Here is a 24,017-nt window from a genome sequence, read left to right as displayed (position 1 = left end):
TCAGATCCCGTGGCTCGAGGTCGACTGCGACGGACGCCATTTCAGCAACCGGCTCTCCGCGTACCCGATCAGCCATTCGGCCAGCAGGGCGATCACCGTGATGATGATCATGCCCGCGTAGATGCCCGCCGAATCGAAGGTGCCCTGCGCGTTGCTGATCAACAGACCCAAACCTTTGCTCGCACCGGCGTATTCACCGACCACGGCGCCGATCAGGGCGAAGCCGAAGGCGGTGTGCAGGCTGGACAGGATCCAGGTGGTCGCGCTCGGCAGCACGATCGCGGTGAGCACCTGCCGTTTGCCCGCCCCGAGGATGCGCGCGTTGTTGATGACGTTGCCGTCCACTTCGCGCGCACCGGTGAACGCGTTGAAGAACACCGCGAAGAACACCAGCACCACCACCGTCGCGACCTTCGAGCTGAGCCCGAGACCGAACCAGATGATGAACAGCGCCGCGAGCACGATGCGCGGAACCGCGTTGAGCGCCTTGATGAACGGCGCGAGCACATCGGCCCAGTACCGGCTGCGCCCCAGCAGCACACCGAGGACCACACCGGCCACGGCGCCGATCACGAAGCCGAGCACCGCCTCCTGCACGGTGGTGTAGATCTGCAACCAAATCGAACCGAATTGCGTTCCCTCGGAGAACCATTCGACCAGCCGCTGCCAGATCAGCGACGGCTTCGAGTAAAAGAACGGATCGATCCACAGCGTGGCGGTGAGCTCCCAGGAACCGAGCCACAATGCCAGCAGGGCGATGCGCAGCCCCCAGGTGCGGGTGCGGGCGCGGCGCGCGTTGGTGCGCACTCGGGCAAGGATCTGTGCCTCGGACTCGTTCTCCGGCACCGGCATTGCGGTGGGGCCCTTTTCGAGGACGTCATGCGACACGGGCGGCACCTTCCTTACCCGCCCCGCTGGCTCCGCCAGCTGCCGTCCCCCTGGTGGCTCGAGCCGCTTCGACCTCGTCGCGCAGCGTTTCCCAGATTTCTTTGTAGATATCGCGGAACTCGGTGGTGAGCCGCACTTCTTCGACATTGCGCGGCCGCTCCAGCGCGACGGGGAAGTCGCCGCACACCGTCGCCGGGCTCGCCGTCATCACGACAACCCGGTCGGCCAGCACGATTGCCTCTTCCAGGTCGTGCGTGACAAAGATGACCGCGGCGCCGGTGCCCGCCCACACGCGCAGCAGTTCGTCCTGCATGAGCTGGCGGGTCTGCACGTCGAGCGCGCTGAACGGTTCGTCCATCAGCAGGATTTCGGGATCGTTGACCAGTGTCTGCGCCAGCGCGACCCGCTTGCGCATGCCGCCGGACAGCTGATGCGGGTAGTAGGTCTCGAACCCGGCCAGGCCGACCGTGTGCACCCAGGTCGAAGCCTTCGCCCGCGCTTGGGTTTTCGACGCGCCGCGCAGGCGTGGGCCGAGCGCGACGTTGTCCAGCACGCTCTTCCACGGCAGCACCGCGTCCTGCTGGAACATGTAGCCGATGCCGTCCGGGATGCCCGCGACGTCCTTGCCGCGCACCAGGGTTCGACCCGCCGAGGCGGGCTCGAGCCCGGACACCAGGGACAGGGTGGTCGACTTGCCGCAGCCGGTCGGGCCGACCACGGAGACGAATTCGCCGGGGCGAACCGCGAGGTCGAGATTCTTGACGGCGGTGTGGATGCCGCCCCCGGTGCCGGGGAAACGCTTCGTTGCGCTCCGCAGCTCGATGAGTGGGTTGTTCATATTCGGGAAATTACGTAAGCCCGGTCACACCGCGGAGCTTGTGCGCACAAGCCGTGCAAAGTCTCGATTCGCTGGTTCTGCGCATTCTGCTCACGTGCTGGGGCGTGGTCTATGCTGCGCCAATGGCCACTGAGGGCGCGCCGGCCGTGCGGTTGAGGACTCAAGTTCTGCTGTTGCAGATCGTGGTGGTCACCCTGACCCTCGGCGTCGCCTTCGCGGTATTCGGCTATCTCAGCGAGCAACGCCTGCGCAACGGATACGGTCAGCGAGCACTCGCGATCGCCCGCACGGTCGCGGTCGATCCCGCGGTGCGCGGCGAGGTGAGCCGGTATGCGCCCGGTGCGATCAGTGCCGACCCGGGAGTCCGCGAGCAGCTCGCCGCGGGACCGCTGGAACGGATCGCCGTCGACACGACGCGGCGCACCGGCGCGTTGTTCGTGGTGATCACCGACGATGCCGGGATCCGGCTGGCGCATCCGGACGCGACACGGCTCACCGAGCAGGTGAGCACCGATCCCGCGGTCGCGCTGGCCGGTCGCGAGGTGATCGCCGAGGAGCACGGCACACTCGGCGATTCGGTGCGTGCGAAAGTGCCTGTGCTCGCGTCTGATTCGGATCGAATCGTGGGTGCGGTCAGTGTCGGCATCGCCACCGGTGCGGTACGCGATCAGCTGCTCGACGACCTGCGCACCGCGGGCATGCTGGTCGGGGCCGCACTACTCGTCGGGGTCGCCGGATCCATGCTGCTGGCCCGGCGGTGGCGTGGACTGACGCTCGGGCTCGAGCCCGCGGAACTCGCCGAGCTCGTGCGGGGCCAGGCCGCGGTGTTGCACGGCATCGGCCGTGGTGTGCTCGCGGTCGATTCTTCCTGGCGGACAACCTTTGTCAACGACGAGGCGCGCAGGCTGCTCGGCATCGGCGCGGGCATCGGGCAGCCGGTGGACGAGATCGGGCTGACGCCAAGGGTGCTCGAGGTGTTCCGCGGTCTCGACGAGCAACCCGCGTCGGCCACGGTGGGTTCGCACATTGTCGTCGTCGCCGCCCGGCCCGTGCAGCGGGACGGCCGCGATCTCGGGGCGGTGCTCACCGTGCGCGACCGCACCGATGTGGAGGCCCTGACCCGGCAACTCGATGCGGTGCAATCGATGAGCACGGTACTGCGCGCACAACGGCACGAATTCTCCAACAAGATGCACCTGATCAGCGGCCTGCTCCACGGTGGGCGCACCGAGGAGGCCGCGCGCTCGATCGACGAGATGATCGGGGCGGGCCCGCTCGGTCCCGCCGCGCCCGGTATCGACGCCATTCACGATGCTTACCTGCAAGCGTTCCTCGCGGCGAAGGCGGCGCACGCCCGCGAGGGCGGTGTCGAATTGGTCCTCGGCCCGAACACCTGGGTAGCCGGCAGCCTCGCCGATGCCGTCGATGTGACGACCGTGCTGGGCAATCTGCTCGACAATGCGATCGAGGCGGTCCGAGCCGCCGACAACCCAGTGAAGCAGGTGGAAGTCGAATTGGTTCAAGAGGATTCGACGCTGCACATCACCGTGGCGGACAGCGGTGACGGTGTCGCGCCGGAGCTGATCGATGTCCTGTTCACCGAAGGCACGTCCACCCGCGACAGCCGTGACGTACCCGGCGGGCGCGGTGTCGGACTTGCCCTGATCCGGCAGATCGCTCGCACGCACGGTGGCGACGTCCGGCTGGCCTGCCCACGCGGCGACACCCCACCGCTGACCGGTGCCGAATTCTTTGCCCGAATACCCGGAGTGCTCGTAGACAGCAAGGTGTCATGGCCACAACCGATCTGAGCGTTCTCGTCGTCGACGACGACTTCCGTGTCGCCAACCTGCATGCCGGAATCGTCGATTCCATCGCGGGCTTCACCGTCGCGGGCACCGCCAACACCTTGGCCACCGCTTGCGAGGTGCTGACCGCGAGTCCCGTCGACCTCGCCCTCGTCGACGTCTATCTCCCCGACGGCTCCGGCATCGACTTCGTACGCGAATTACGCTGCGACGCCATGGTTCTGACCGCCTCGACAGAGGGCACCGCAGTACGCGCCGCCCTCGCCGCCGGCGCCCTCGCCTTCCTGGTCAAACCCTTCCCGCACACCGAGCTCGCCGCCCGCCTGGCCGCCTACGCCCGCTACCGCCGCATCCTCGCCACACCCCAGGTGGACAATGCCCGCGTCGATGCCGCTCTCCGAGCACTCCGGCCGACAACCGCCGCCGCCAGCGGCCCCACCGCCGTGGCCTCCCCCACCAAAGACCTTGTCCTGCACTCGATCCTAGAATCAGGTAGCCCGCTCTCCGCAGGCGAGGTGGCCACCGCCATCGGCATCTCCCGAGCCACCGCCCAGCGTTATCTGGCTAATCTCGTCGGTACCGGCACCCTCCGCATGCGCCTGCGCTACGGCAGTACCGGACGCCCGGAGCAGGAGTACTCGGCGGCGGTCGGTGCGGCGAAACCTGAGCGTTGAGCGCCTGATCCACGGTCTGGCCCCCGCTACTTCGGCGGCGTGCCGATCATCTGCACTTTCTGTCCCGCCCAATGGAATTGAACGCGCGTGACGGTTCCGTCCGGGCAGGCGTCGCAGCTGCCGGGTGTCCGGTAGGCCAGTCCGACCGTGTCGTCGGTGGTACGGTCGACATCCAGCGAGGTGAACCCGTGCGCCTCGGGTGTCGCGGTGCCGATGTAGGCGCCTTTGTGAAACAGCAAGGCATGGTTCGGCGAACTGCCGGTCGCCCCTTGGACCGTGATGATCGCCGTCGACAAGGTGGCGCAGGGATCGAAATTGCCCTCGAACCCGCGCGGGTCGGTGGACCACGGGGCGTGCGTGACCGGTTCGTCCGGCAGCGTCGCGATGGCGGACTGGATCACCGGGGCCGAAAGATCGACGCCGCATCGAGCGGGCGGGCTCGATGTCGTCGGAGTGGCGTCGCGGGCGCGGGTCGCCGACCCACCATCGCTGTCGGTGGCACATCCGGCGGCCGCAACAGCGATCCCGGCGAGCACCACGAGCACAGGTCGAGCCATCCGCACCACGAAAGATCCTTTTCAGGTCTGCCGACAGATTCGATCCAGCTCTGTCCAGTCTCGCCTACGCGGTTGACGCTGTCGACGGCGCATTGGCCACCGACAGATATTCGATGACCTGGTGCAGGTCCGGATACAGCCGGTGCGCGAGCCGCCGGGACTCCTCGGTCGGCTGCACCAGGTCGGGAACCAGGATGCAGCGCAGGCCCGCGGCACACGCGGCGCGCAGGCCATTGGTCGAGTCTTCCAGCGCGAGTGTCGTTTCCACGTCGCCGCCGAGCGCACCCATCGCCTTGAGGTACGGCTCCGGGTCGGGTTTGCCCTTGGTCACATCCTGGCGGGTCACCACCACATCGAACCGGTCGGCGATGCCGGCCAGCTGCAAATGGTGGTCGGCGCGTTCCCGGGACGACGAGGTGGCGATCGCCTTCGGCACACCCTGCTCCTCCAGCGCGTCCAGCAGCGCGACCGCACCGGGCTTGGTCTCCAGCCGACCGCCGTCGACGAGCTGACGCAGGTGGATCTCGTGCAGGTCGAAGTACTCCTCCAGCGGGAACCCGCGGCCGTAGGCGGCGGCAGCGAGGGTGCGACACCGGTCGGCGGGCACGCCGATCATGGTGCGGCAGAACTCGATCGGCATGTCATAGCCGAGCTCGGCGCCCGCACTGACCAACGACTCCATGGCCAGACTCTCCGAGTCGATGAGCAACCCGTCCATATCGAACACGACTGCGCGAACCGGACTTTCGGTCTTCACCCGTTGCTCCCTTCCCGTAGCGGCGCCAGCCTGCGCCGGACCGCGGCATCGACACCGTCGCGGGTCAGCTCGGCCAGGGCGTCGCCGACCTGTCGCTGCACCTTCTCCCGCTCGGGTAGCGTGCCGAAAATATCGGTGCGCTGCAAGAAAGCCTGCGCACAGTGGTGCGGGTCGGCGTCGACCAGCACCGCGAGCGAGTCTTCCCGCGGATCGATCAGTTCCATCACGGCGCCCGGCTCGTGGCTCGCGGTGAACCACCGGATCCACGCGGCGATCAGCAAGGACGCGCCCGGGGTTGGCCTGCCCGCTTCGATGTTGTCCCGCAGGGCGTCGACGACCCTCGGCATCATCTTGTCCGACCCGTTGCGGCCGATGCGCGTCATGTCCTGGGCGATGGCCGGGTTACGGAAACGGCGCATCAGGTCGTCGACCGTCCGATGCAATTCGGGGGTCGGCAGGGCCAGCGTCGGCCCCTGCTCGTCCAGCATGAACTGCCTGGCCAGCGCCGCGAGGGCCGGATCCGAGGTGGCCTCGGCGATGGTCGAGTAGCCGGCGACGCCACCGAGGTAGGCCAGCAACATGTGCGTACCGTTCAGCAGCCGCAGCTTCGCCAGCTCGTAATCCTTGACGTTGGCGACGAATTGGGCGCCACCGAGTTCCCACTGCGGCCGTTCGCCCTCGAAATCCTCGATCGTCCAGGTCATGAACGGCTCGGCCGATACCGGGGCGCGATCCTCGATGCCGCCGAGCCAGTTGCGGGCCACCGCGGCGTCGGTGGGCGCGGTGGGCTGCACGATCCGGTCGACCACACTGTTGGGGAACTGCACATGCCGGGCGATCCACTCGGCGAGATGATCGTCGCGCAGCAGCGCGAAATCGATCACGGCGCGACGCAGCGTGCTGCCGTTCGCGCACAGGTTGTCGCAGCTGATGATCACCGGCGGGGTGCTGCCACGCCGCCGGACCAGCTCCAGGCCCTGTGCCAGCATCCCGATCGGGGTGACCGGCCGGGTCGGGTTACGGATGTCGTGGCGGACGCCGGGGCAATCCGCCTCCAGCCGCCCGGTGACCGGCGATACGCAGTAGCCGCTGGCGGTGACGGTGAGCGTGACGATCTTGACGTTCGGGTCGGCGATGCGGCGCGGCACCCCGAGCAAGTCGGTCGGCGCGTGTACGGCCTCGGTGATCGAACCGACCACCTCCACCCGCGCCTGCCCGTCCTCGTGCAGCAGCGTGGTGTACAGATGGTCCTGCGCCCGCAGCGCGTCGACGACCGTCGGACGGTTGATCGCGACGGCGGTGATCCCCCAGCGGTGGTCGCCGGTCTCGTTCATCGCGTGCTGGGTGGCCAGGGCCTGGTGTGCCCGGTGGAAGGAGCCGCAGCCGAGGTGCAGGATCCCGGCGGTCAAGCTGCGCGGGGCGAATCCTGGCCTGGCAACGGTGGCGGGAAGGCGGGTGAGCATGTCCGTGGACAGACGCGGCACCACATGCCCGGGTATCCGGGTAATCGTTTCGGTTCGGGTTTTCTTCGCCGTAATCAGCGGCACACGCATGTGCGGCCTCCGTTTGGGTATGCGAGAAGTGGGCGATATAGAACGCCGTATCACCATTGACTAAGCGACGTTTCACTACGGTAGATGAGTGTGCCCAGTATTTCGACAGCTAACCGTGACGCGCGCAACTGAAGGCACGTTGACCCAGGTCACTGCCGGTATTGTAAATGTTCCGTAAAGCACCACTTCAGCGTGTGAGAATGCGGGCAAACAATCGGACATTTACCCCGCGCAAATACATTCCGGTGACGCTTGTCACGCACTCCGATTTCCGTTTTGCCCGTTAGGAAACAGTTCTAAGATTACTCTCAGATTTGCCAGTTAATTGCTGATTTATCGTAGGAGAATACGGCGTAAACCAGGGGTCCGCAGGCTCTGCCGTGATGAGAAGCACTGCGGCGCAGCATTATTTCCGGATGGAAGCTTCGGGGCCCGGCGGCTCGATGTGGTGGCGATGGATCGCTGTCATAAGCAAGACCAAGGTTGCCTCACCGTTGCGGACGGGCCTCGGTGAGGCCGGTCAGCTCCCTCTCGCGCCCGAACTCGCCTCGCCGAGCCGTGGCCCGCGACCCGGCTCACGCGCCGCCCGTCGGGTAGCCCAGACCACGAGCGCACAGGCAAGCACACCGAACAAGGCGTTCGAGGCCAGATCGACAACCGCCGATCCGCCGCTCTCCGGCCGAATCGGAAACGAGATCCACACGTAGGTCAACGTCGCCCCCACCGCCAGGGCACAGGTGTGTGATTCGGTCCACCCGGTGCGCCGCGTCCACCGCCACACCAACCACACACCGATCGCAACCAGGAAGAACCACACCGCCACCCCGACCCACTCGTACCAGTCGGCCACGATGAGCGTGCTCGGACCCCAATAAGCACTGGTGACAGCCAAGGAGACGAGTCCGACCCGCCACGGTGCCGGTGGATCTCCGGCAACCCGCTCCCGGCGCACAGGTACCGCGATCGAAGCGGCCACGACGAGCGCCCCTATGACTGCAACAACCGCCGCGATCTGTCCCGGTGCGGCAATGAAGTGCTCGACGCTGTAGTTGCCCGCGAACACCAGAGTCGCACCGAGCACGAACAGCACCGCGGTCACCATGAAGCCGGTCCGCCCGAGCCACGGGCTGTCTCGCCTGGATACCGCGATGGCTTCGAGCGCCACCAGCAGCAGACCCAGGACCGGCCCCCACTGAGTTGTCCCGCCCCGCATGCCCCGCACGCTAGTCAGCGACAGACAAGAGAGCACGACCCGAATTCCTGGGACGATCCGCTAGCGTCGAGGAATGCCAACTCTCGAGGTCGCTGTTGTCGGGTACGGGCTGGCGGGATCGGTGTTCCACGCTCCGCTGATCGCCGCCGAACCGCGGATGCGAGTGGCGGCGGTGGTCACGTCGTCGGCCGAGCGGGCGGCGCAGGCCGAACGGGAACACCCGGGCGTGCGGGTCATCCCCACCGCCGACGAGCTGTTCGCGAATCCGGCCGGGATCGACCTCGTGGTCATCGCGACACCCAACCGCACGCACGCGCCGTTGGCCGGGCAGGCATTGACGGCGGGCCTGCCGGTCGTGGTCGACAAGCCGTTCGCGGTGACTGTCGGCGAGGCCGAAGAGCTGGTCGAACGGGCCGAGCAAGCCGGTCTGGCACTGACCGTCTTCCAGAACCGGCGCTGGGATGGCGACTTCCTGACCGTGCGCACGCTCGCCGAATCGGGTCGGCTCGGGCGGGTGCTGCGCTTCGAATCCCGGTTCGAGCGCTGGCGTCCGGTGCCGAAGGGCGGCTGGCGCGAGATGGGCGATGCCGCCGACGGTGCGGGGCTGCTCTTCGACCTCGGCAGTCACCTCATCGATCAGGCGCTGACCCTGTTCGGCCCGGTGAAATCGGTGTACTGCGAACTGGATCGGCGACGCGAGGGCATTCAGACCGACGACGACGCCTTCGTCGCGCTCACCCACACCTCCGGCGTGCGATCCCACCTGTGGATGAGTGCCGTTGCGCCGCAACTCGGTCCGCGATTCCGGGTGCTCGGTTCCCAGGCCGGATACGTCACCCACGGCCTCGATCCGCAGGAGGGCGCGCTGCGCTCCGGTCGCCGCCCCGATGACGGCGCGCCCTGGGGCACAGTCGAACCCGAATGCTGGGGGGTATTCGGCGCCGAGCCCGCCATCGAACCGGTGCCCACCATCGCGGGCGACTATCCCGCCTTCTACGCCGCGCTGGCCGCCGCCCTGCTCGACGGCGGCGAGGTTCCGGTCGACCCGCGCGACGCCGTCGCCACCCTGCGCCTACTGGAAGCCGCCCGCCGATCGGCCGCCACGGGCGAGGTCGTCGCCGGGTGAAGCGACGGCAACGTTAAGACCAGCTCAATCCTCGGCATTCGGACTGGCCTCACCCGCCGTAGATCGTTAACGTCGACACCCGGTGTCGGCTGCGGGTAGGCCGACCGCTCGGTTGAGAGGAGATCCGAATGGGTTCAACGATTTTCGCGGTGTTCCTACCGCTGGCCCTGGCCCTGGTGATGTTCGGGCTCGGATTGACCTTGGCCATCGATGATTTCGCCAGGGTGCTGCGGTATCCGAAGGCGGCGGTGATCGCGCTGCTCTGCCAGATGGTGCTGCTGCCCGCGGTCTGCCTCGGTCTGATCTACCTGTTCCGACTCGAAGGGGCACTCGCGGTCGGCATGCTGTTGCTCGCCGCGTCGCCGGGCGGACCGTCGGCGAATCTGTTCAGCCACATCGCAGGCGGCAATGTCGCGTTGAACATCACTCTCACCGCGATCAACTCGGTGCTCGCCGTGTTCACCATGCCGTTGATCGTCGCGTTCGCGTTCAGCCAGTTCATGGACGGTGACGAATCGTTCGGGCTGCGGCCGGACAAGTTCGCGCAGGTGTTCGCGATCGTGCTGATCCCGGTCGCCATCGGCATGTGGGTGCACCGCCGGTTCACCGGATGGGCCGAACGGATGCGTGGCAACGTCAAGATCCTCTCCATCGTGGTGCTCGCGCTGGTGGTGCTCGCCGCGGTGGTGAAGAACTTCGACACACTCACCGAGAACATCGGCAAGCTCGCCTCGCTCAGCCTGCTGTTCGCCGTGATCAGCCTGGCCGTCGGCTATTTCGTGCCACGACTGTTGCAGGTCGACGCGGATCAGGCGATCGCCTCGGCCATGGAGATCGGCATCCACAACGGCGCGATCGCCATCGCCATCGCGGGGTCGGTGCTGCACAACGGCGCGATGGCGGTGCCGGGCGCGGTCTATGGGGTGCTCATGAACATCCCCGCGGCCATCGCGGCTTATCTGCTCGCCCGGTACGTCCGGCACGACCGTCCGGCACCCGTGCCCAGCTCAGCCGCCCGCTGAAACAGCGCTGCGGCCAACTGAAACGGGACAACTGAACCAGACACCGTGTCGAGCGGTAGGTACCCTTTCGATGTTCGACATCGGAAGGGAGCCAGCATCGCGATGCGACCGCTCGGCGCAGACGATCCCACGCGGATCGGCGACTACCGGCTACTCGGCGTGCTCGGCGCGGGCGGCATGGGCCGGGTGTATCTGGGACGCAATGCCGGTGGCCGCACCGTCGCGGTCAAGGTGATCCGGCCGGATCTGATCGGCGACACCGAATTCCGGGTGCGGTTCCGCCGCGAGGTCAGCGCCGCACGGCGGGTCGGCGGACAGTTCACCGCGCCGGTTCTCGACGCCGACGTCGACGCCGACCCGCCCTGGCTGGCGACGGGATACGTCGCCGGGTTCTCCCTCGCCGAGGCGATCGAGGCATACGGACCGTTCACCGAGAACTCACTGCTGGTACTCGCGCACGGACTGGCCGAGGCCCTGGTCGCCGTGCATGCCGCGGGTCTGGTGCACCGCGACCTCAAACCCTCCAACGTGCTGCTCGCCCTCGACGGCCCCAAGGTGATCGACTTCGGCATCGCCCGCGCGCTGGACGACAGCAAGCTCACCACCACCGGAAAGGTCATCGGCTCACCGGGATTCATGTGTCCCGAGCAGGTGACCGGCGATCCGGTCGGCCCGGCGAGCGATGTGTTCGCGCTCGGCGGTGTGCTCGCGTTCGCGGCCACCGGGCGGGGTCCGTTCGGGGCGGGTGAGCTGGTGCAATTGCTGTGGCGCGTGATGTACGAGGAGCCGCGGCTCGATGAGGTGCCGGACCGGCTCCGACCGCTCATCGCGGCCTGCCTCACCAAAGACCCCGCCGCTCGGCCGAGCCCGGAACGGCTCATCGCCGACCTGACCGCCTTCGGGGTCCCGGAGCGCGGCGGCTGGCTACCCGGGCCCGCGCTCGAGGAGGTCAGCAGGCGCGCGGTGCGGTTGCTCGATCTGGACTCCGGGCCCCTCGATGTGCCCGGCGCCATCGGACGACCGGTTACCGACCCGGCACGGACCGCCGAGACGATCGCGAGGTCGGGCGCGAATGCGTGGACTGCCACGGGCCGTCCGGGTTCGACCGCTCCAGCGACCGTGCGGCAGGACGTCACGCCGCGATCGTGGCGGCCTGGCAACCCCGATAGCGCGCACCCATCTCCGGGCCCGGCCGGGTATTCCCATGGGCCACACAATGGCTCGTACGCCACGCCCGCCGCGCACCAGTCAGCGGCACATCCCGCCCGGCGGCCGACCCGCCGCCGCGCCGTGTTGATCGTCGGCGCACTAGCGCTGTGCGGCGCGGTCGCGGTCGCTGCCTTCGTGATCACCACCAAGGTCACCGGCGGCTCCACCGCACGACCCGACGCACCGGCCAGCGATTCGGCCATGGAACTACCGAACGAGTTCGTCGGCGAATGGAAGGGCGTCGCCGAAGACAAACTCGGCAGCTACGACATCGTGTTGGTGCTGAACCCGGGAACAGTCGGCGACGAACTCGGCAATTCCGCCAACACCGGCAATGTCGTCGGCCTGAAATGCGGCCGAGCGGAAACTCTTACGGCAGTCTCCCCGAACGAACTCACGTTGATCGCGAGACTCACCGAAGACAGCGGCAGCTGCAATGACGAGGGATCGACATCTCAGTTGCAGCTACAACCTGATGGCACGCTGTCGTATCGCACTCGCGGCGTCTTCGGGGACATGACGGGAATCCTGACCCGACAACCCTGACTCGGCGAAACAGCCACGGCAGCAACATGAGCGGTCGATCGATCGCACAGATATCTAGACGTTCAGCCACGACATACGAGGGCCGACGAGCCGACCCCGGGTGCGGAGGCTCGATAGCTGGTCGGCCACAGCGCACCCGTAGCGAATGACCAGCTATTCAAAAGGCCTTGTCCTGCCGAACGGGGTCATGGAATGGCAGACTGCAATTCATGGAGGATGCTTCAGGCAATATGTCGGCGCCAACAATCACCTGCGCGGGTCGCGTGCGGCCCCAGCCCGAGGCGCACCAGCGCGCGGGCCGTCTCGCCGCCGCACTCGTCGCCGCAGGGGTGGCGCGCGGTGATCGCGTCGCGATAATGCTCCGTAACGACATCGAGTTCCTCGAGGTGTCCCTGGCTATCGCTTCCTGCGGAGCCAATCCGGTGCCGATCAATACGCGGTGGCAAGCGCCCGAGGTCGCGCACGTGCTCAGCGACTGCGGTGCGCGGCTGGTCGTCGTGCACACCGAATTCGTCGAGATCGTCGAACAGGCTGTCCCGCAGCGGGATACGACTGTTCTCGAGGTTTCGATGCCCGCGGAAATGCTGGCCGAGGCGGGGCTCGACGCGACACTGGCCGAGCCGACCGGCAGGCACCCCACGCTCGAACAGTGGATCGATGCGCGGGCCGATCCGCTCGGCTTCGTCGAAGGTGCGATCGTCGACTCGATGGGGTTGATCTACACCTCCGGCACCACCGGGCGTCCCAAAGGTGTACTGCGGGAGCGCATTACGCCACATCAGCTGTTGTCGATCGCGGGTGGCTCGGCCCGGCGATTGGGGCTCACGCCGGGCGGGCAGGCGTTGCTGGCCGGTCCGCTCTATCACGCCAGCCCGAACGTGGTGGCGGTGCTCGCGTTACGGGTGGGCACGAACATCACCATCATGCCGCGCTGGGACGCCGAGCGGTTCCTGCGCCACGTCCACGAGCGCCGTGTCACCCAGGCCAAGGTCGTGCCGACCATGCTGTCGCGGTTGCTGTCGTTGCCCGAGGAGGTGCGCGCCCGCTACGACGTTTCCAGCCTCACCCACCTCATCCACTCCTCGGCGCCGTGCCCGCCCGCCGTCAAGCGGGCCGCCATCGACTGGTTCGGCGATGCGCTGATCGAGTTCTACGGCTGCACCGAAGCGGGCACCATCACCTGGATCACCGCCTCGGAGTGGCTGGCGCACCCTGGCAGCGTCGGCCGCCCGGTCGACGGCTCCGGCGCGATCATCGTCGATGACGCGGGACAGCCGCTCCCGGCAGGTGAGATCGGCCGGGTGTTCGTCCGCGGCGCCGACTACTGGCCGCGATTCAGTTATCTCAACAAGGCGGGCGAACAGGACAGCCCGGTACCGGGATTCATCACCGTCGGTGACCGCGGCTACCTCGACGACGACGGATTCCTCTACCTCACCGGACGGTCCAGCGAGATCATCATCTCCGGCGGGGTGAACATCTACCCCGCCGAGATCGAGAACGCGATCATGGCCATGGACGGCGTCGAGGACGTCGCGGTCTTCGGCATCCCGCACGCGGGCGATCTCGGGGAAGCCGTTGCCGCCCATGTTGTTCCCCGCCCCGGCGCCGAGCTCACCGAGGCGTCGATCCGCGCGGGCCTGGCCGGACAGCTCGCCTCCTACAAGGTGCCGAGCGTGCTGCGCATCGTGTCCGAACTCCCCCGCGACGATTCCGGAAAGATCTACAAACGTCAGCTTCGCGCGGAAACGGCAGCCGCCGATTGAGACCGACTCCGTCCACCTGTACCCGTTAGAGTGCGGCAGTGGACAGAGCCGAATGGGTCGAGCGTGGCACCTCCATCGTCGACCGCTTGACGACAACCCAAACCCAGCCGCCGTGGTGGTTGGTGGCCGGCGCCGGGATCGCGGCGCTCGTACTGGTCGGCTACTCGCCGCTCTGGCGATACACCCGCAATATCGTCACCATCGCGCACGAGGGCGGACACGCGCTGGTCGCGCTGCTCACCGGGCGCAGGCTCAATAGCATCCGATTGCATTCGGACACTTCGGGTCTCACCGTGTCGAGCGGGAAACCCTATGGCCTGGGCATGATTCTCACGACGATGGCGGGCTATCCCGCGCCGCCGCTGCTCGGACTCGGCTTCGCCGCGCTGCTCGGCGCGAGCCGGATCACGCTGATGCTGTGGACCGCCATCGCGCTGCTGGCGGCGGTGCTCGTCATGACGCGCAACATCTACGGCATGCTGACGGTCTTCGCGGTCGGCGCGACGGTCTTCGCGGTCTCCTGGTTCGGCACCGACACCTTGCAGGCGGGCTTCGCCTACCTCGGCGCCTGGTTCCTGCTGCTCGCCGGCGCCCGCCCGGTAATCGAATTGCAGCGCGGCCGCGCCCGCCAACTACGCAGCCGGTACCAGCAGGACGTCGCCTCCGACGCCGACCAACTCGCCCGCCTCACCCACCTCCCCGGCCTGCTCTGGGTGGGTTTGTTCGGAGTTGTCGCGGTGGGGTCGCTGTTCCTCGGCGCGGGTCTGTTGATCTCCGATATCGAGGGGGTCTGCCTACCGCTCGGCTCCGACGCGTCCTGCGCCGCCGGGCAATAGATGGAGCAGCCCATGAGCAGCAAGATCCGCATCACCCTCGTCGCTGCCCTGATTCTCGGTTGCGTCACCCTGTTCGGCGCGGGCCCGGCCACCGCCGCGTCGGTAGACACCGCGTGCGGCACGCCGTTGAGGCGGGCCGAGGTCGCCACGATCGTCACACTGTCGGACACCAGCACACTCACCGGCTCGTCGCTGGAACGGCTGGAACAAGCCGTCGAACAGCATCGTCAGCTCACCCGGATCCTGGTCGACCATCGGGATCTGCGCGGCATCTTCGCGCTCGGGCTCGACGCCGTCGAACAGGCCGCTGTCATGCCATTGCAGCGCGACCCGGCGGCGTTCGCCGACCCCGAGTGGGCTCATCGGATCAGCCTCGAACTGCTGTCCCGGTTCCTGCGCAACGTGCACGCCGAATTCACCGGCGGACCAACCGAACCGCAGTGGACCCACTATTTCGACCTCACCCGCCGGTGCGACCTGTCGCCCGCCCGCGTCGCGATGGCTGGATACAACGCTCACCTCTCCGTCGATCTCTCCTACTCGGTAGCCGCGGTCGACGGCACCGTCGCGAACGCACCCGACTACTTCAAGATCGTCGATGCGATCGCGCAGCGGGCCGACTTGATCATCGAGTCGACCAAGGCGATCTATCACGGCGACCTCGGACCGCTGTGGCGGTTCTACTTCGTCGGGGAAGGCCTCGACCTGCTGTTCGGTCAAGGTGTGGCGACGCCGCAACTGCTGCGCCTCGCCGATCTCGGCGCCAACGTAGTGATCTTCGGCAACGGGCTCGCGCTGCGTGATCCGGCCCTCGCACCGGCCGCCCGCCGCCGAGATCGACGCACTCTGGCGCAGCGCCGACGTCGCCTTCGAGGTGCTCTCGCGGCTCGGGGGGCTCTAGATGTTTAGCTTTCCGGATTCGCGGCACGCCTACTCCTGGGACGAATGATGGAAGGAGTTGTCGGCACATGCCGGAGAAGCTGAATGGGACGCGCGTACTGATCATCACCTCGAACACGGGTGTGGAGCGCGATGAGCTGCTGGTTCCGTTGAACGAGCTCAAGGACAAGGGCGCCACGGTGGTGCACGCGGCACCCGATACCGAGCAGGTGCAGACTTTCCAGCACGACACCGACAAGGACGTCGCGGTGCGGCCGGACACGTCGCTCGATGACGTGAAAGTCGACGACTACGACGTGCTGGTGGTGCCCGGTGGCACGGTGAACGCGGACAAGCTGCGCGTCGAAGATCGCGCCCTGGAACTGGCCAAGGGATTCGCCGCGGCGGGCAAGCCGATCGCCGCGATCTGCCACGGACCGTGGTTGCTGGTCGAGGCGGAGCTCACGCCGTCGAAGACGTTGACGTCGTACTTCTCGCTGCGCACCGATGTGAGCAACGCGGGCGGCAAGTGGGTCGACGAGCCGGTGGTGCGTTCGACGGAGAACGGTTGGACGCTGATCACCTCACGCAATCCCGGTGATTTGGCGGATTTCTGTGGGGCGATCACCGAGGAACTCGTCGCGGCGTCGTAGATCCGCGGGCGCACGCCGACGTTTTCGTCTGCCAGCACCTCCGGCTTGGCAGCTGACGTTTCGGGAGCCAGCGCGTCTAGGTCGCGAGTCACGGTGGCGGTCGCGACTTCACAGATCGGTGGCCGCGCGCAAAGCCGCCGACGTTTCGCGGGCCAGCGCGTCTGGGTCGCGGGTCGCGTCGACGGTTTCGCCGCGCTCGTCGCCGGACAATGGTTCCAGGGCTGCCAGCTGTGAGTCGAGCAGACTCAGCGGCATGAAATGGTCACGGCGACTGGCGAGCCGGTGTGCGAGCTCGTCTCGCGGGGCGGCGAGGTGCAGGAAGAACGCGTCGGGCACGGCGGCCCGCAGGCGGTCGCGGTAGGCGCGTTTCAGCGCCGAACAGCTGACCACGCCGCCCTGTCCGGACCGTTCCGCCATCCAGGCCGCCACCGCGTCGAGCCAGGGTGCCCGGTCCGCGTCGTCCAGTGGAATACCCGCCGCCATCTTTTCGACGTTCGCTTCGGGGTGGAAGTCGTCCCCCTCGGCGTATTCGACCCCGAGATCGACGGCGAGCCGCGCGCCCACCGTCGACTTGCCGGACCCCGACACCCCCATCACCACCACGATCGGCAGGGCTCGGTCCGGCATGTCGACACCTCTCGCTCTGATCCCGCCGACCATCGGCAGTTGGGCACGTTCGGTTCGACGATATCGGGCCGGGCGGTCCATTGGCTCGGCGCTCGGTGCATCGCGGGAAGCTCCCCGAGGGACGACCCGGTAGTCAGTCCGAGCGCACACCCTCTATGTCAGCCGCACGTCCCGTATATCGGGTGTGCGGGTGCGACAGCGGGTGTGCACGGCTACTGCGTTGCTCGCCATTCGCGGACGGATGCGACGAACTCGGCGATCGCGCGGTGTGTGTCGGTATCCACCGGGAGGAGTGGGGGTCGAGGGTTGCCCGCTTCCACGCCGAGGGAGCGCAGTCCTGCTTTGATGGTCCTCGGGAGACCACCGCTGACGAGCGCGTCCAGCAGCGGCTCCAGTCTCTCGAAAAGTGCCGCAGCCGAGTCGGTTTCGCCTGCCGTCAGCAACCGCCACACTTCCACGATGTGCTCCGGTACCAGACACGGTGCGGCCGTGCACCATCCGGACGCCCCCGCCTCGAAAGCTTGTGGCGCATGCCGATTGCTGCCGTTGAAGAACGGCACATCCCCACCGCCGAGTTCCGCGATCCGCCGCATCCGCGCGATATCGCCACTCGACTCCTTCACCATGGTGATGTTGTCCACGCCCGCAACGAGATCGACAAGAAACTCCGGCGGCATGTCGATCCCACTGGTGCCGGGATTGTTGTACGCCATGATCGGCAGTTGCACCGCATCGGCAACCGCCGCGAAGTACCCGCGCAGTTCGCGTTCGGTCAACCGCCAATACGCCACCGGCAACATCATGAGCGCCGAAGCCCCGAGCCGTTCGGCCAACTTCGCCCGAGCAATAGTCCCCGCCGTACTCACCTCCGACACCCCCACCACCGTCGGCACCCGCCCATCGACCTGCTCCAAACAGATCGACGCCACAGCCGCCCACTCCTGATCATCCAGATACGCACTCTCCCCAGCACTTCCGAGCGGCGCAACAGCGGAAACCCCCGCCTGGACCAGCCGCTCCACCAGCCCCCGCAACACCCCCTCCGCCACCTTCCCCGTCTCCCCACTGAACGGCGTAACCGGATACGCCACAACCCCCGCAATGGACCCACTCATCGAATCTCCGTTCCTCAACCCCGATCATTCCTCGAGCACCCACCTCTTGACCTTGTCCGCCGGGAAAGGCTGATGCTGGAGTCATGCGGACATCACGCCCGATGTGGTCGCGGTCGACTGCGAACCAGGTGACCGCCTGATCGTCAGCACCGATGGTCTCTACAACGATGTCGCAGAGTCCGACATCGCCGACGCGTCCGCCGCACCGGATCCAGAGTCGGCGGTGGCACGACTCATCGACCTCGCCGTGGCGGCGGGCGGCACGGACAATGTAGCGGTGATCGTGATCGACGTGCGCTGACCCACGCACCCCGGGCGGACGGGGTGGGGGCGTCCTCGGGCACGATGGTGATCATGGAATTGCGCATCTTCACCGAACCGCAGCAGGGTGCGAGCTATGACACGCTGCTGACCGTTGCCAAGGCCACGGAGGACCTGGGATTCGACGCGTTCTTCCGGTCCGATCATTATCTGGCGATGGGCGACGCGGACGGCTTGCCCGGCCCCACCGACGCGTGGATCACCCTCGCGGGGCTGGCCAGGGAGACCAAGCGGATCCGCCTTGGCACGCTCGTCACGGCCGCCACCTTCCGGCTGCCCGGCCCGCTGGCGATCCAGGTCGCGCAGGTCGATCAGATGTCGGGCGGCCGGGTGGAACTCGGCCTCGGCAGTGGCTGGTTCCCCGAGGAACACTCCGCCTACGGCATCCCGTTCCCCGCGGACAAGTTCGCGCGGTTCGAGGAGCAGCTCGCGATCATCACCGGGCTGTGGGCGACCAAGCCGGGCGACACGTTCGACTTCGCCGGCAAGCACTATCAGCTGACCAACTCCCCCGCCCTGCCGAAGCCGGTGCAGAACCCGGTGCCGGTGTTGATCGGCGGCCACGGCGCCACCCGCACGCCGCGGCTGGCCGCCCAGTACGCGACCGAGTTCAATATGCCGTTCTCCTCGATCGAGGACAGCGCCGCCCAGTTCGGCCGGGTCCGCGCGGCGGCCGAGGCGCGTGGCCGCAAGGCGGACGACCTGACCTACTCGAACGCCCTCGTCGCCTGTGTCGGCGCCGACGACGCCGAGGTGGCGCGGCGGGCCGCGGCGATCGGGCGTGAGGTGGACGAGTTGAAGGCCAACGGCCTCGCCGGATCGCCCGCCGAGGTGGTGGACAAGATCGGCCGGTACGCCGAGATCGGTGCTCAGCGGATCTACCTGCAGATACTGGATCTGACGGATCTCGACCACCTGGAGTTGATCTCCAGCCAGGTGCAGGCGCAGCTCTGACGCTCAGCCGAGCGGCCTGCTGGTCGGCAGGTTCACGAAGCTCGGCTGCGCCGGATCCAGCCGCAACGACTGCGGTTTGAGCGCGGTGTTGTTCAGCAGCGGGCGGAAGGCCAGAGCCTTGGGCGAATTTCCGGCGAAGACGTCGACGCGTAGTCGATGTCCCGGCTGGAGCGCGGCCTGGACCGGGATGACGGCGATGTCCAGCGCGACGGGCTCGCCGGGGACCACGGGCAGCAGGCTGTCCAGGGTGATCGGGTTGTACGGGGCGGTGTAGTCGCCGTTGGCGGAACGGGTGCTCTTCGCCTCGTCGACGGCGCGCATCGAGGCGGTGAGCTGACCGGTACTCAGCACGGTCGAAGTGCCGTCCGGCGCAACGTCGTTCACGGTGACCGCCCAGTAGCCGTCGGTCGCGTCGTGCACGGCGTTGAGGTGCACGTTGATCGGGCCGGAGATGACCGTGCGTTCGGTGACCGGCGGGCTGGTGAAGGTCAGCCCGTTGCGTTCGGCGATCCGAGAGTCTTTGGCGCACATATCCAATATCGCGGGGATACCGGCGGCGCCCTGGGCGGTGTCGCGCGAACACAGGGTGGTGAGTCCGGGCGCCACCGTCAGCGTCCGGTGCTCGTCCGGCTTTGTCGCGGACAGTGATCCGTCGTGCACGCTCTCGGCCGTCCCGCTGGGCGCCGCGGAAAGATAGACGCGCCGATGTTCGGTGCCCGCCTGTGGGAACTGAGCGAGCGTGATCCAGCCGCCACCCTGTTCCCAGACGGTCACCGGCCCGAATCCGTCGATGCCGTGATCGATGTCCTTGAGCCACTTGTCGAACCACACCCGCTGCAATACCTCCAGCCGCGGTGGGGCGCCGGGCCCGCCCATGCCCGCACCGGGATTGGCGTGATAGGTGTCGCCGACGACCAGCTGCTTCTTGTTGGCGGGCAACGGGATCGCGTTGTACACCTTCGTGGCGCTGTTGGCGAAGATGTCGTGCCAGCCGCCATAGACGAAGGTGGGCACGGTAATTCGTTCCGGATGCCCGAGAATCCCTTGGCGGAAGTCGCTTTCGTGGTCTAGTGCGGCGGCCAGCGACGGCGGGATGTCGTTGAGCGACGGCGTGAGCAACGCTTGAACCAGCAGGTCGTAGTTGGTGGACGGGTCGGCCATGCGATCGCTGAGCCACCGCCAGTCGAAGGTGCCGTTGAGCATCGACCGCACGTCGGGGATCAGCTTCGTCTGGTTCACGTTGCTCAACCAGAGCGGCAGGAAGGTGGTGCCGATACCGCCGCCCGGCGCGACGACATCGCGCATGAGGTCGCTACCCGGTTCGACCGGAAAGATGGCTTTCAATGCGGGCGGCGCGTTTTCGGCGGCGCGCAGCTGGGTGATGCCCGCGTAGGAGCCGCCGCTCATGCCGATCTTGCCGGTGGACCACGGCTGGGCCGCGGCCCAGTCGATCATTTCACGGGTGTCCAGCTGTTCCCGCGCGCCGAGGGTGTTCCAGGTGCCTTGGGAGAATCCGGTGCCGCGCACGTCCGCGACGACGAGCGTGTATCCGCTGCGAATCAGGTTGCGGTCGATGCCGATAACGGTTTGCAGGGTGCCGCCGTCGATCGCGTGCAGCAGATCCTCGAAGCCGCTGATCGGCGTCCCGGACAGGTTGACCCGACGGACCAAGTCCAGCGCGAGCGGCTGCAAACCGGGCACCGCCAACGCCGAATCGACCAGGTTCGACAACAGTTTGGTGTACGGCGTGAGGTTCACGATGGTGGGCAGCGGCCGCTGTTCCACCGCCCCCGCCGCGTCTACCGGCCGGTACACGTTGGCCTTCAGGACGACGCCGTCGCTCATCTGGATCGGAACGTCCCAGTCGATGTGTACGTCGGCATACTGCGGCGGGCCGTCGTGCAGTGCCGTCCATCGCTCGCTGCGAACGGCGCCGTCCGGTTCGGCCGCCGCGGTACCGACCGCAAATCCGCCGCCAACCACAACGATTGCCAGCACGGTCGCCAATCGAGCGGCGCGGACAAACCGTTGTGCCACTTGCTGCCCCGAAAGCATCCTTCTCCTCGACCGATGTGCCGCACATTGATTGCTCTCCGCAGTATTGAAGTGACAACATAGCAATCAGTTCGCTATTCGCCGGGAGGTACGGCCCGGTCGGTTTGTCGCCGTCTATCCGGTTGCGGTATATCGCATTTGCCCGATTTCGGGGTGGGGATACCGACCGGTTTGATTTAAGTATGGCCGCCTTGCGAGCCACCGCGCGTAGCTCGGCAAGTCATCCCACGGGCAGCATTCGGCCTGACGGGTAGGTCCGCCTACCGGAGGTTCCTCCAAGGTTTGCTTACCAAGGGGTTCCCTGGCAGTGCTGGGCACGTCGTGGCCGTACCCCGCTGTCTCTGCAGCAACTTGTCGGCAGAGATGGAAGTTTCAGCGTGGTCGACTGGCTGTGGTTGCGTCGCGGGAGATTTCGGGGGGCGACGATGTCGGTTGTTGGGAGCCCAGGTGGTTCATACGGTTCACAGGGGTTAGAGGCTCGGTGAAACGTATGGAGGCTCTGCGAGATCGGGTTTGTGGTTCACATGGTGGCGAGGTACGCCTGGATGGGAGCGGGGCCGGTTGCGATGACGCCGATGTATCCGTCGGGGCGGACCAAGACGAGCGTGCCCGGCTCGGTAGGGGCGAGGTCGTAGTTGCGGAAGGCCGCACCGAGGGTATCGGCGGTCGCTGCCGCCGCGCCGGGTGCGATGATCTGGGCGCGGACCTTGGCCCCCTGTGCGCGAACAACTTCGGCGACCGCAGCGGCCGTATCGGTGCCGAATCCGAGCAGCGTGAAGTGGACACCACGGAACAGATCGAACAAGCGGGCCGCACCGTGCTGGGCATCCGGCGCGCGGTCTCCGGCCCGCACCCCGCGCGGTGTCTCGCGGGCGTCCACGGCCAATGGTCCGCCACGGTAGTTCAGCTTCAGCTGGAAGATGTCCGGGCTTTCCTGCTCGGGCTCCACATCCCGAAAGTTGCGGTGGTGAAGGCGCGTCGACACGCCGAGCACATCCGCGGCCACCGGGGCCCGCTCGGCCTCGTAGGTGTCCAGCAGGCCGTCGGCGGCTCCCGACAACACGGCGGCCAATTTCCAGCCCAGGTTGTAGGCGTCCTGAATGCTGGTGTTGAGCCCCTGCCCACTGGCCGAGGAATGCACGTGCGCGGCGTCGCCTGCCAGGGACACCCGGCCGACCCGAAACCGGTCCACCATGCGAACATTCACCCGGTACAGCGAGATCCAATTCAGGTCGGACAACTGGATGTCCGACCGGCCGGACCTTTCGTCGAGGATCTTCTGAACGGATTCCAGTGTCAGCTCGGGTACCTCGTCGACGGCCACCGACGCGACGAACTGGTAGTAGTCGGTCCCGGGCATCGACCACAGCGAAAAGCGTTCCGTCACATCGCCGGTCGTCAGAATGTGACAGTGGGTCCCGGTCAGTCCCGTCGCGCGGACGTCGCCGATCAACGTCCGCTCGGTCTCGAAGGTTTCCCCCGCGAAGCCGACACCGAGTGCCTTGCGCACGAAACTGCGACCGCCGTCCGCGCCGACCAGATACCGCGCCCGCACTCGCTCCAGCGCGCCGTCGCGCCGCAAGGTCGCGGTGACAGCAGTGTCGTCCTGGACGAAATCGACCAGCTCCGTGCCCAATTCGATCCGGCCGCCCAATTCGAGCAGCCGGTCACGGAGCAGTTGATCGGTGCGCCACTGCGGGAGCAGCCAAACGTTCGGATAGGGCACACCGTGCCCACGTTCGGGCGCCGGAGCCCCCACCATGTCGTACACCGTGCGCGTCCACCGCACCCGCATGCCGTCGTACATCCGGAACGACGGGAACGGCGCCCCGGCCTCGAGCACGGCGTCGATCAGGCCGAGGTCGTCGAAAATCTCCAAAGTCCGCGGCTGCAAACCTTTTCCGCGCGAACCGGCGAACAGTCGCGATGACTTGTCCACCACCAGGCAGTCGATACCACGCCGGACCAGATCGCAGGCGAGCGTCAGCCCGGTCGGTCCGGCGCCCACGATCAGCACCGGCAACTCCGCGATCATCGCGCCCCCGCTTTCTCCGGGAAGGTTCGGGTAAGGATCGGAATGAGCAGTTCGTCGACCAATTCGGCGAGGAACCGCTGATCGAGGGGTTCGCCGAGAAACATCCGTCGCATGATCTGCCCCTCCGACACCTGATGGGCCAGTTCGGTTGCCGTGTCGTCCGGCAGCTCCCCGCGCGCCACGGCGCGGTCCACAATGGTCGCAAACGGGCCCAGATCCTGGTTTGCCACGTGCGCGCGCAGCGCTTCCCCGAGTTCGGGGTCGACCCGCATGGCGTGCATGAGCCCCGTCAGCATGGTCACGTAGCGATCATCGACCTGCTCGCACAGCGCGGTGAGGGCAGCGAGCAGATCGCCGCGCACCGTCCCGGTGTCCGGAATCGCCGCGACGTACGCGGCGTCGTGGGCATCCATGGCCGCCTTCACCAGCGCGGGCTTGCCGGGCCACCGCCGGTAGATGGTGGCCTTGCTGGCCTGCGCCCTTGCCGCGACAGCGTCCATTGTCATTGCCGCATAACCGATCTCACCGAGCAGCTGGATCGTGGCAGCGAGTATCGCCTGCTCACGCTCTGCACCCCTGACCACA

At 67.2% G+C, this 24,017-nt stretch carries 22 protein-coding genes; 11 read left to right on the top strand and 11 right to left on the bottom strand.

All coding sequences use genetic code 11. The features are described 5' to 3' along the window. Entirely contained in the window at positions 1-888 is an 888-nt protein-coding gene (locus ACFK0J_RS17965) for an ABC transporter permease (protein WP_378741710.1), read from the bottom strand. Beyond that, positions 878-1,726: an ABC transporter ATP-binding protein gene (locus ACFK0J_RS17960; RefSeq protein ID WP_378741708.1), complete on the bottom strand. Its 849-nt coding sequence runs from the start codon at positions 1,724-1,726 to the stop codon at positions 878-880. Before ACFK0J_RS17960 ends, ACFK0J_RS17965 begins: the two co-directional genes overlap by 11 nt. A 122-nt stretch (positions 1,727-1,848) precedes the next feature. Here ACFK0J_RS17960 and ACFK0J_RS17955 point away from each other — a divergent pair, with 122 nt between their 5' ends. Then, positions 1,849-3,537: an ATP-binding protein gene (locus tag ACFK0J_RS17955; RefSeq protein WP_378741706.1), complete on the top strand. Its 1,689-nt coding sequence runs from the start codon at positions 1,849-1,851 to the stop codon at positions 3,535-3,537. Further along, a complete protein-coding gene (locus ACFK0J_RS17950; protein ID WP_378741704.1) occupies positions 3,519-4,208 on the top strand; it encodes a response regulator in 690 nt (229 codons plus the stop codon). Before ACFK0J_RS17955 ends, ACFK0J_RS17950 begins: the two co-directional genes overlap by 19 nt. A 26-nt stretch (positions 4,209-4,234) precedes the next feature. On the opposite strand, the gene ACFK0J_RS17945 is transcribed toward ACFK0J_RS17950, so the two are convergent. The 4 genes from ACFK0J_RS17945 to ACFK0J_RS17930 form a co-directional block, all read right to left on the bottom strand. Next, a complete protein-coding gene (locus ACFK0J_RS17945) occupies positions 4,235-4,765 on the bottom strand; it encodes an LppP/LprE family lipoprotein (protein WP_378741701.1) in 531 nt (176 codons plus the stop codon). Positions 4,766-4,829: 64 nt separating this feature from the next. Next, positions 4,830-5,522, bottom strand: a complete 693-nt coding sequence (locus tag ACFK0J_RS17940; protein WP_378741699.1) for an HAD family hydrolase — start codon at positions 5,520-5,522, stop codon at positions 4,830-4,832. Beyond that, positions 5,519-7,075 (bottom strand): mannitol dehydrogenase family protein, encoded by a 1,557-nt coding sequence (locus ACFK0J_RS17935; protein WP_378741697.1) that lies wholly within the window; start codon positions 7,073-7,075, stop codon positions 5,519-5,521. Before ACFK0J_RS17935 ends, ACFK0J_RS17940 begins: the two co-directional genes overlap by 4 nt. Before the next feature lie 520 nt (positions 7,076-7,595). Then, positions 7,596-8,288, bottom strand: a complete 693-nt coding sequence (locus tag ACFK0J_RS17930; protein ID WP_378741695.1) for a hypothetical protein — start codon at positions 8,286-8,288, stop codon at positions 7,596-7,598. Positions 8,289-8,361: 73 nt separating this feature from the next. On the opposite strand from ACFK0J_RS17930, the gene ACFK0J_RS17925 reads away from it, so the two are divergent. From ACFK0J_RS17925 to ACFK0J_RS17895, 7 genes are all read left to right on the top strand, one after another. Beyond that, the gene (locus ACFK0J_RS17925; protein WP_378741693.1) at positions 8,362-9,414 is read left to right on the top strand and encodes a Gfo/Idh/MocA family oxidoreductase; all 1,053 of its coding nucleotides are present in this window, start codon (positions 8,362-8,364) and stop codon (positions 9,412-9,414) included. A gap of 128 nt (positions 9,415-9,542) precedes the next feature. Continuing rightward, positions 9,543-10,436, top strand: a complete 894-nt coding sequence (locus ACFK0J_RS17920; protein WP_378741691.1) for a bile acid:sodium symporter family protein — start codon at positions 9,543-9,545, stop codon at positions 10,434-10,436. A gap of 102 nt (positions 10,437-10,538) precedes the next feature. After that, a complete protein-coding gene (locus tag ACFK0J_RS17915) occupies positions 10,539-12,191 on the top strand; it encodes a protein kinase (protein WP_378741689.1) in 1,653 nt (550 codons plus the stop codon). Positions 12,192-12,421: 230 nt separating this feature from the next. Next, entirely contained in the window at positions 12,422-13,957 is a 1,536-nt protein-coding gene (locus tag ACFK0J_RS17910; RefSeq protein WP_378741686.1) for an AMP-binding protein, read from the top strand. A 38-nt stretch (positions 13,958-13,995) separates the two neighbouring features. Beyond that, complete coding sequence (locus tag ACFK0J_RS17905; protein WP_378741684.1) at positions 13,996-14,793, top strand: M50 family metallopeptidase; 798 nt, start codon at positions 13,996-13,998, stop codon at positions 14,791-14,793. Between the two features lie 12 nt (positions 14,794-14,805). After that, positions 14,806-15,702, top strand: coding sequence for a DUF5995 family protein (locus ACFK0J_RS17900; protein WP_378741682.1), 897 nt, complete (start codon positions 14,806-14,808; stop codon positions 15,700-15,702). Between the two features lie 59 nt (positions 15,703-15,761). Next, a complete protein-coding gene (locus tag ACFK0J_RS17895; protein WP_378741679.1) occupies positions 15,762-16,325 on the top strand; it encodes a DJ-1/PfpI/YhbO family deglycase/protease in 564 nt (187 codons plus the stop codon). Between the two features lie 108 nt (positions 16,326-16,433). Here ACFK0J_RS17895 and ACFK0J_RS17890 read toward each other — a convergent pair whose 3' ends face one another. Continuing rightward, on the bottom strand, positions 16,434-16,952 hold the full coding sequence (locus ACFK0J_RS17890) for a gluconokinase (RefSeq protein ID WP_218477575.1): 519 nt from the start codon (positions 16,950-16,952) through the stop codon (positions 16,434-16,436). A gap of 212 nt (positions 16,953-17,164) precedes the next feature. Next, positions 17,165-18,067 (bottom strand): dihydrodipicolinate synthase family protein, encoded by a 903-nt coding sequence (locus ACFK0J_RS17885; protein ID WP_378741676.1) that lies wholly within the window; start codon positions 18,065-18,067, stop codon positions 17,165-17,167. A gap of 103 nt (positions 18,068-18,170) precedes the next feature. Here ACFK0J_RS17885 and ACFK0J_RS17880 point away from each other — a divergent pair, with 103 nt between their 5' ends. Continuing rightward, positions 18,171-18,368, top strand: coding sequence for a hypothetical protein (locus ACFK0J_RS17880; protein ID WP_378741674.1), 198 nt, complete (start codon positions 18,171-18,173; stop codon positions 18,366-18,368). A 53-nt stretch (positions 18,369-18,421) separates the two neighbouring features. Then, a complete protein-coding gene (locus tag ACFK0J_RS17875; RefSeq protein WP_378741672.1) occupies positions 18,422-19,342 on the top strand; it encodes an LLM class F420-dependent oxidoreductase in 921 nt (306 codons plus the stop codon). Between the two features lie 3 nt (positions 19,343-19,345). On the opposite strand, the gene ACFK0J_RS17870 is transcribed toward ACFK0J_RS17875, so the two are convergent. From ACFK0J_RS17870 to ACFK0J_RS17860, 3 genes are all read right to left on the bottom strand, one after another. After that, positions 19,346-21,397 (bottom strand): CocE/NonD family hydrolase, encoded by a 2,052-nt coding sequence (locus ACFK0J_RS17870; protein WP_378741670.1) that lies wholly within the window; start codon positions 21,395-21,397, stop codon positions 19,346-19,348. 520 nt (positions 21,398-21,917) lie between these two features. After that, complete coding sequence (locus ACFK0J_RS17865) at positions 21,918-23,420, bottom strand: FAD-dependent monooxygenase (RefSeq protein WP_378742887.1); 1,503 nt, start codon at positions 23,418-23,420, stop codon at positions 21,918-21,920. Between the two features lie 8 nt (positions 23,421-23,428). Then, complete coding sequence (locus ACFK0J_RS17860; RefSeq protein ID WP_378741668.1) at positions 23,429-24,016, bottom strand: TetR/AcrR family transcriptional regulator; 588 nt, start codon at positions 24,014-24,016, stop codon at positions 23,429-23,431. Between the last annotated feature and the right edge of the window lies 1 nt (position 24,017).

The organism is Nocardia brasiliensis (assembly GCF_042691675.1).
GTDB lineage: Bacteria > Actinomycetota > Actinomycetes > Mycobacteriales > Mycobacteriaceae > Nocardia > Nocardia brasiliensis_D.
Note: the sequence above shows the minus strand (reverse complement) of the source record. Positions and strands in the feature narration are given on the sequence as shown.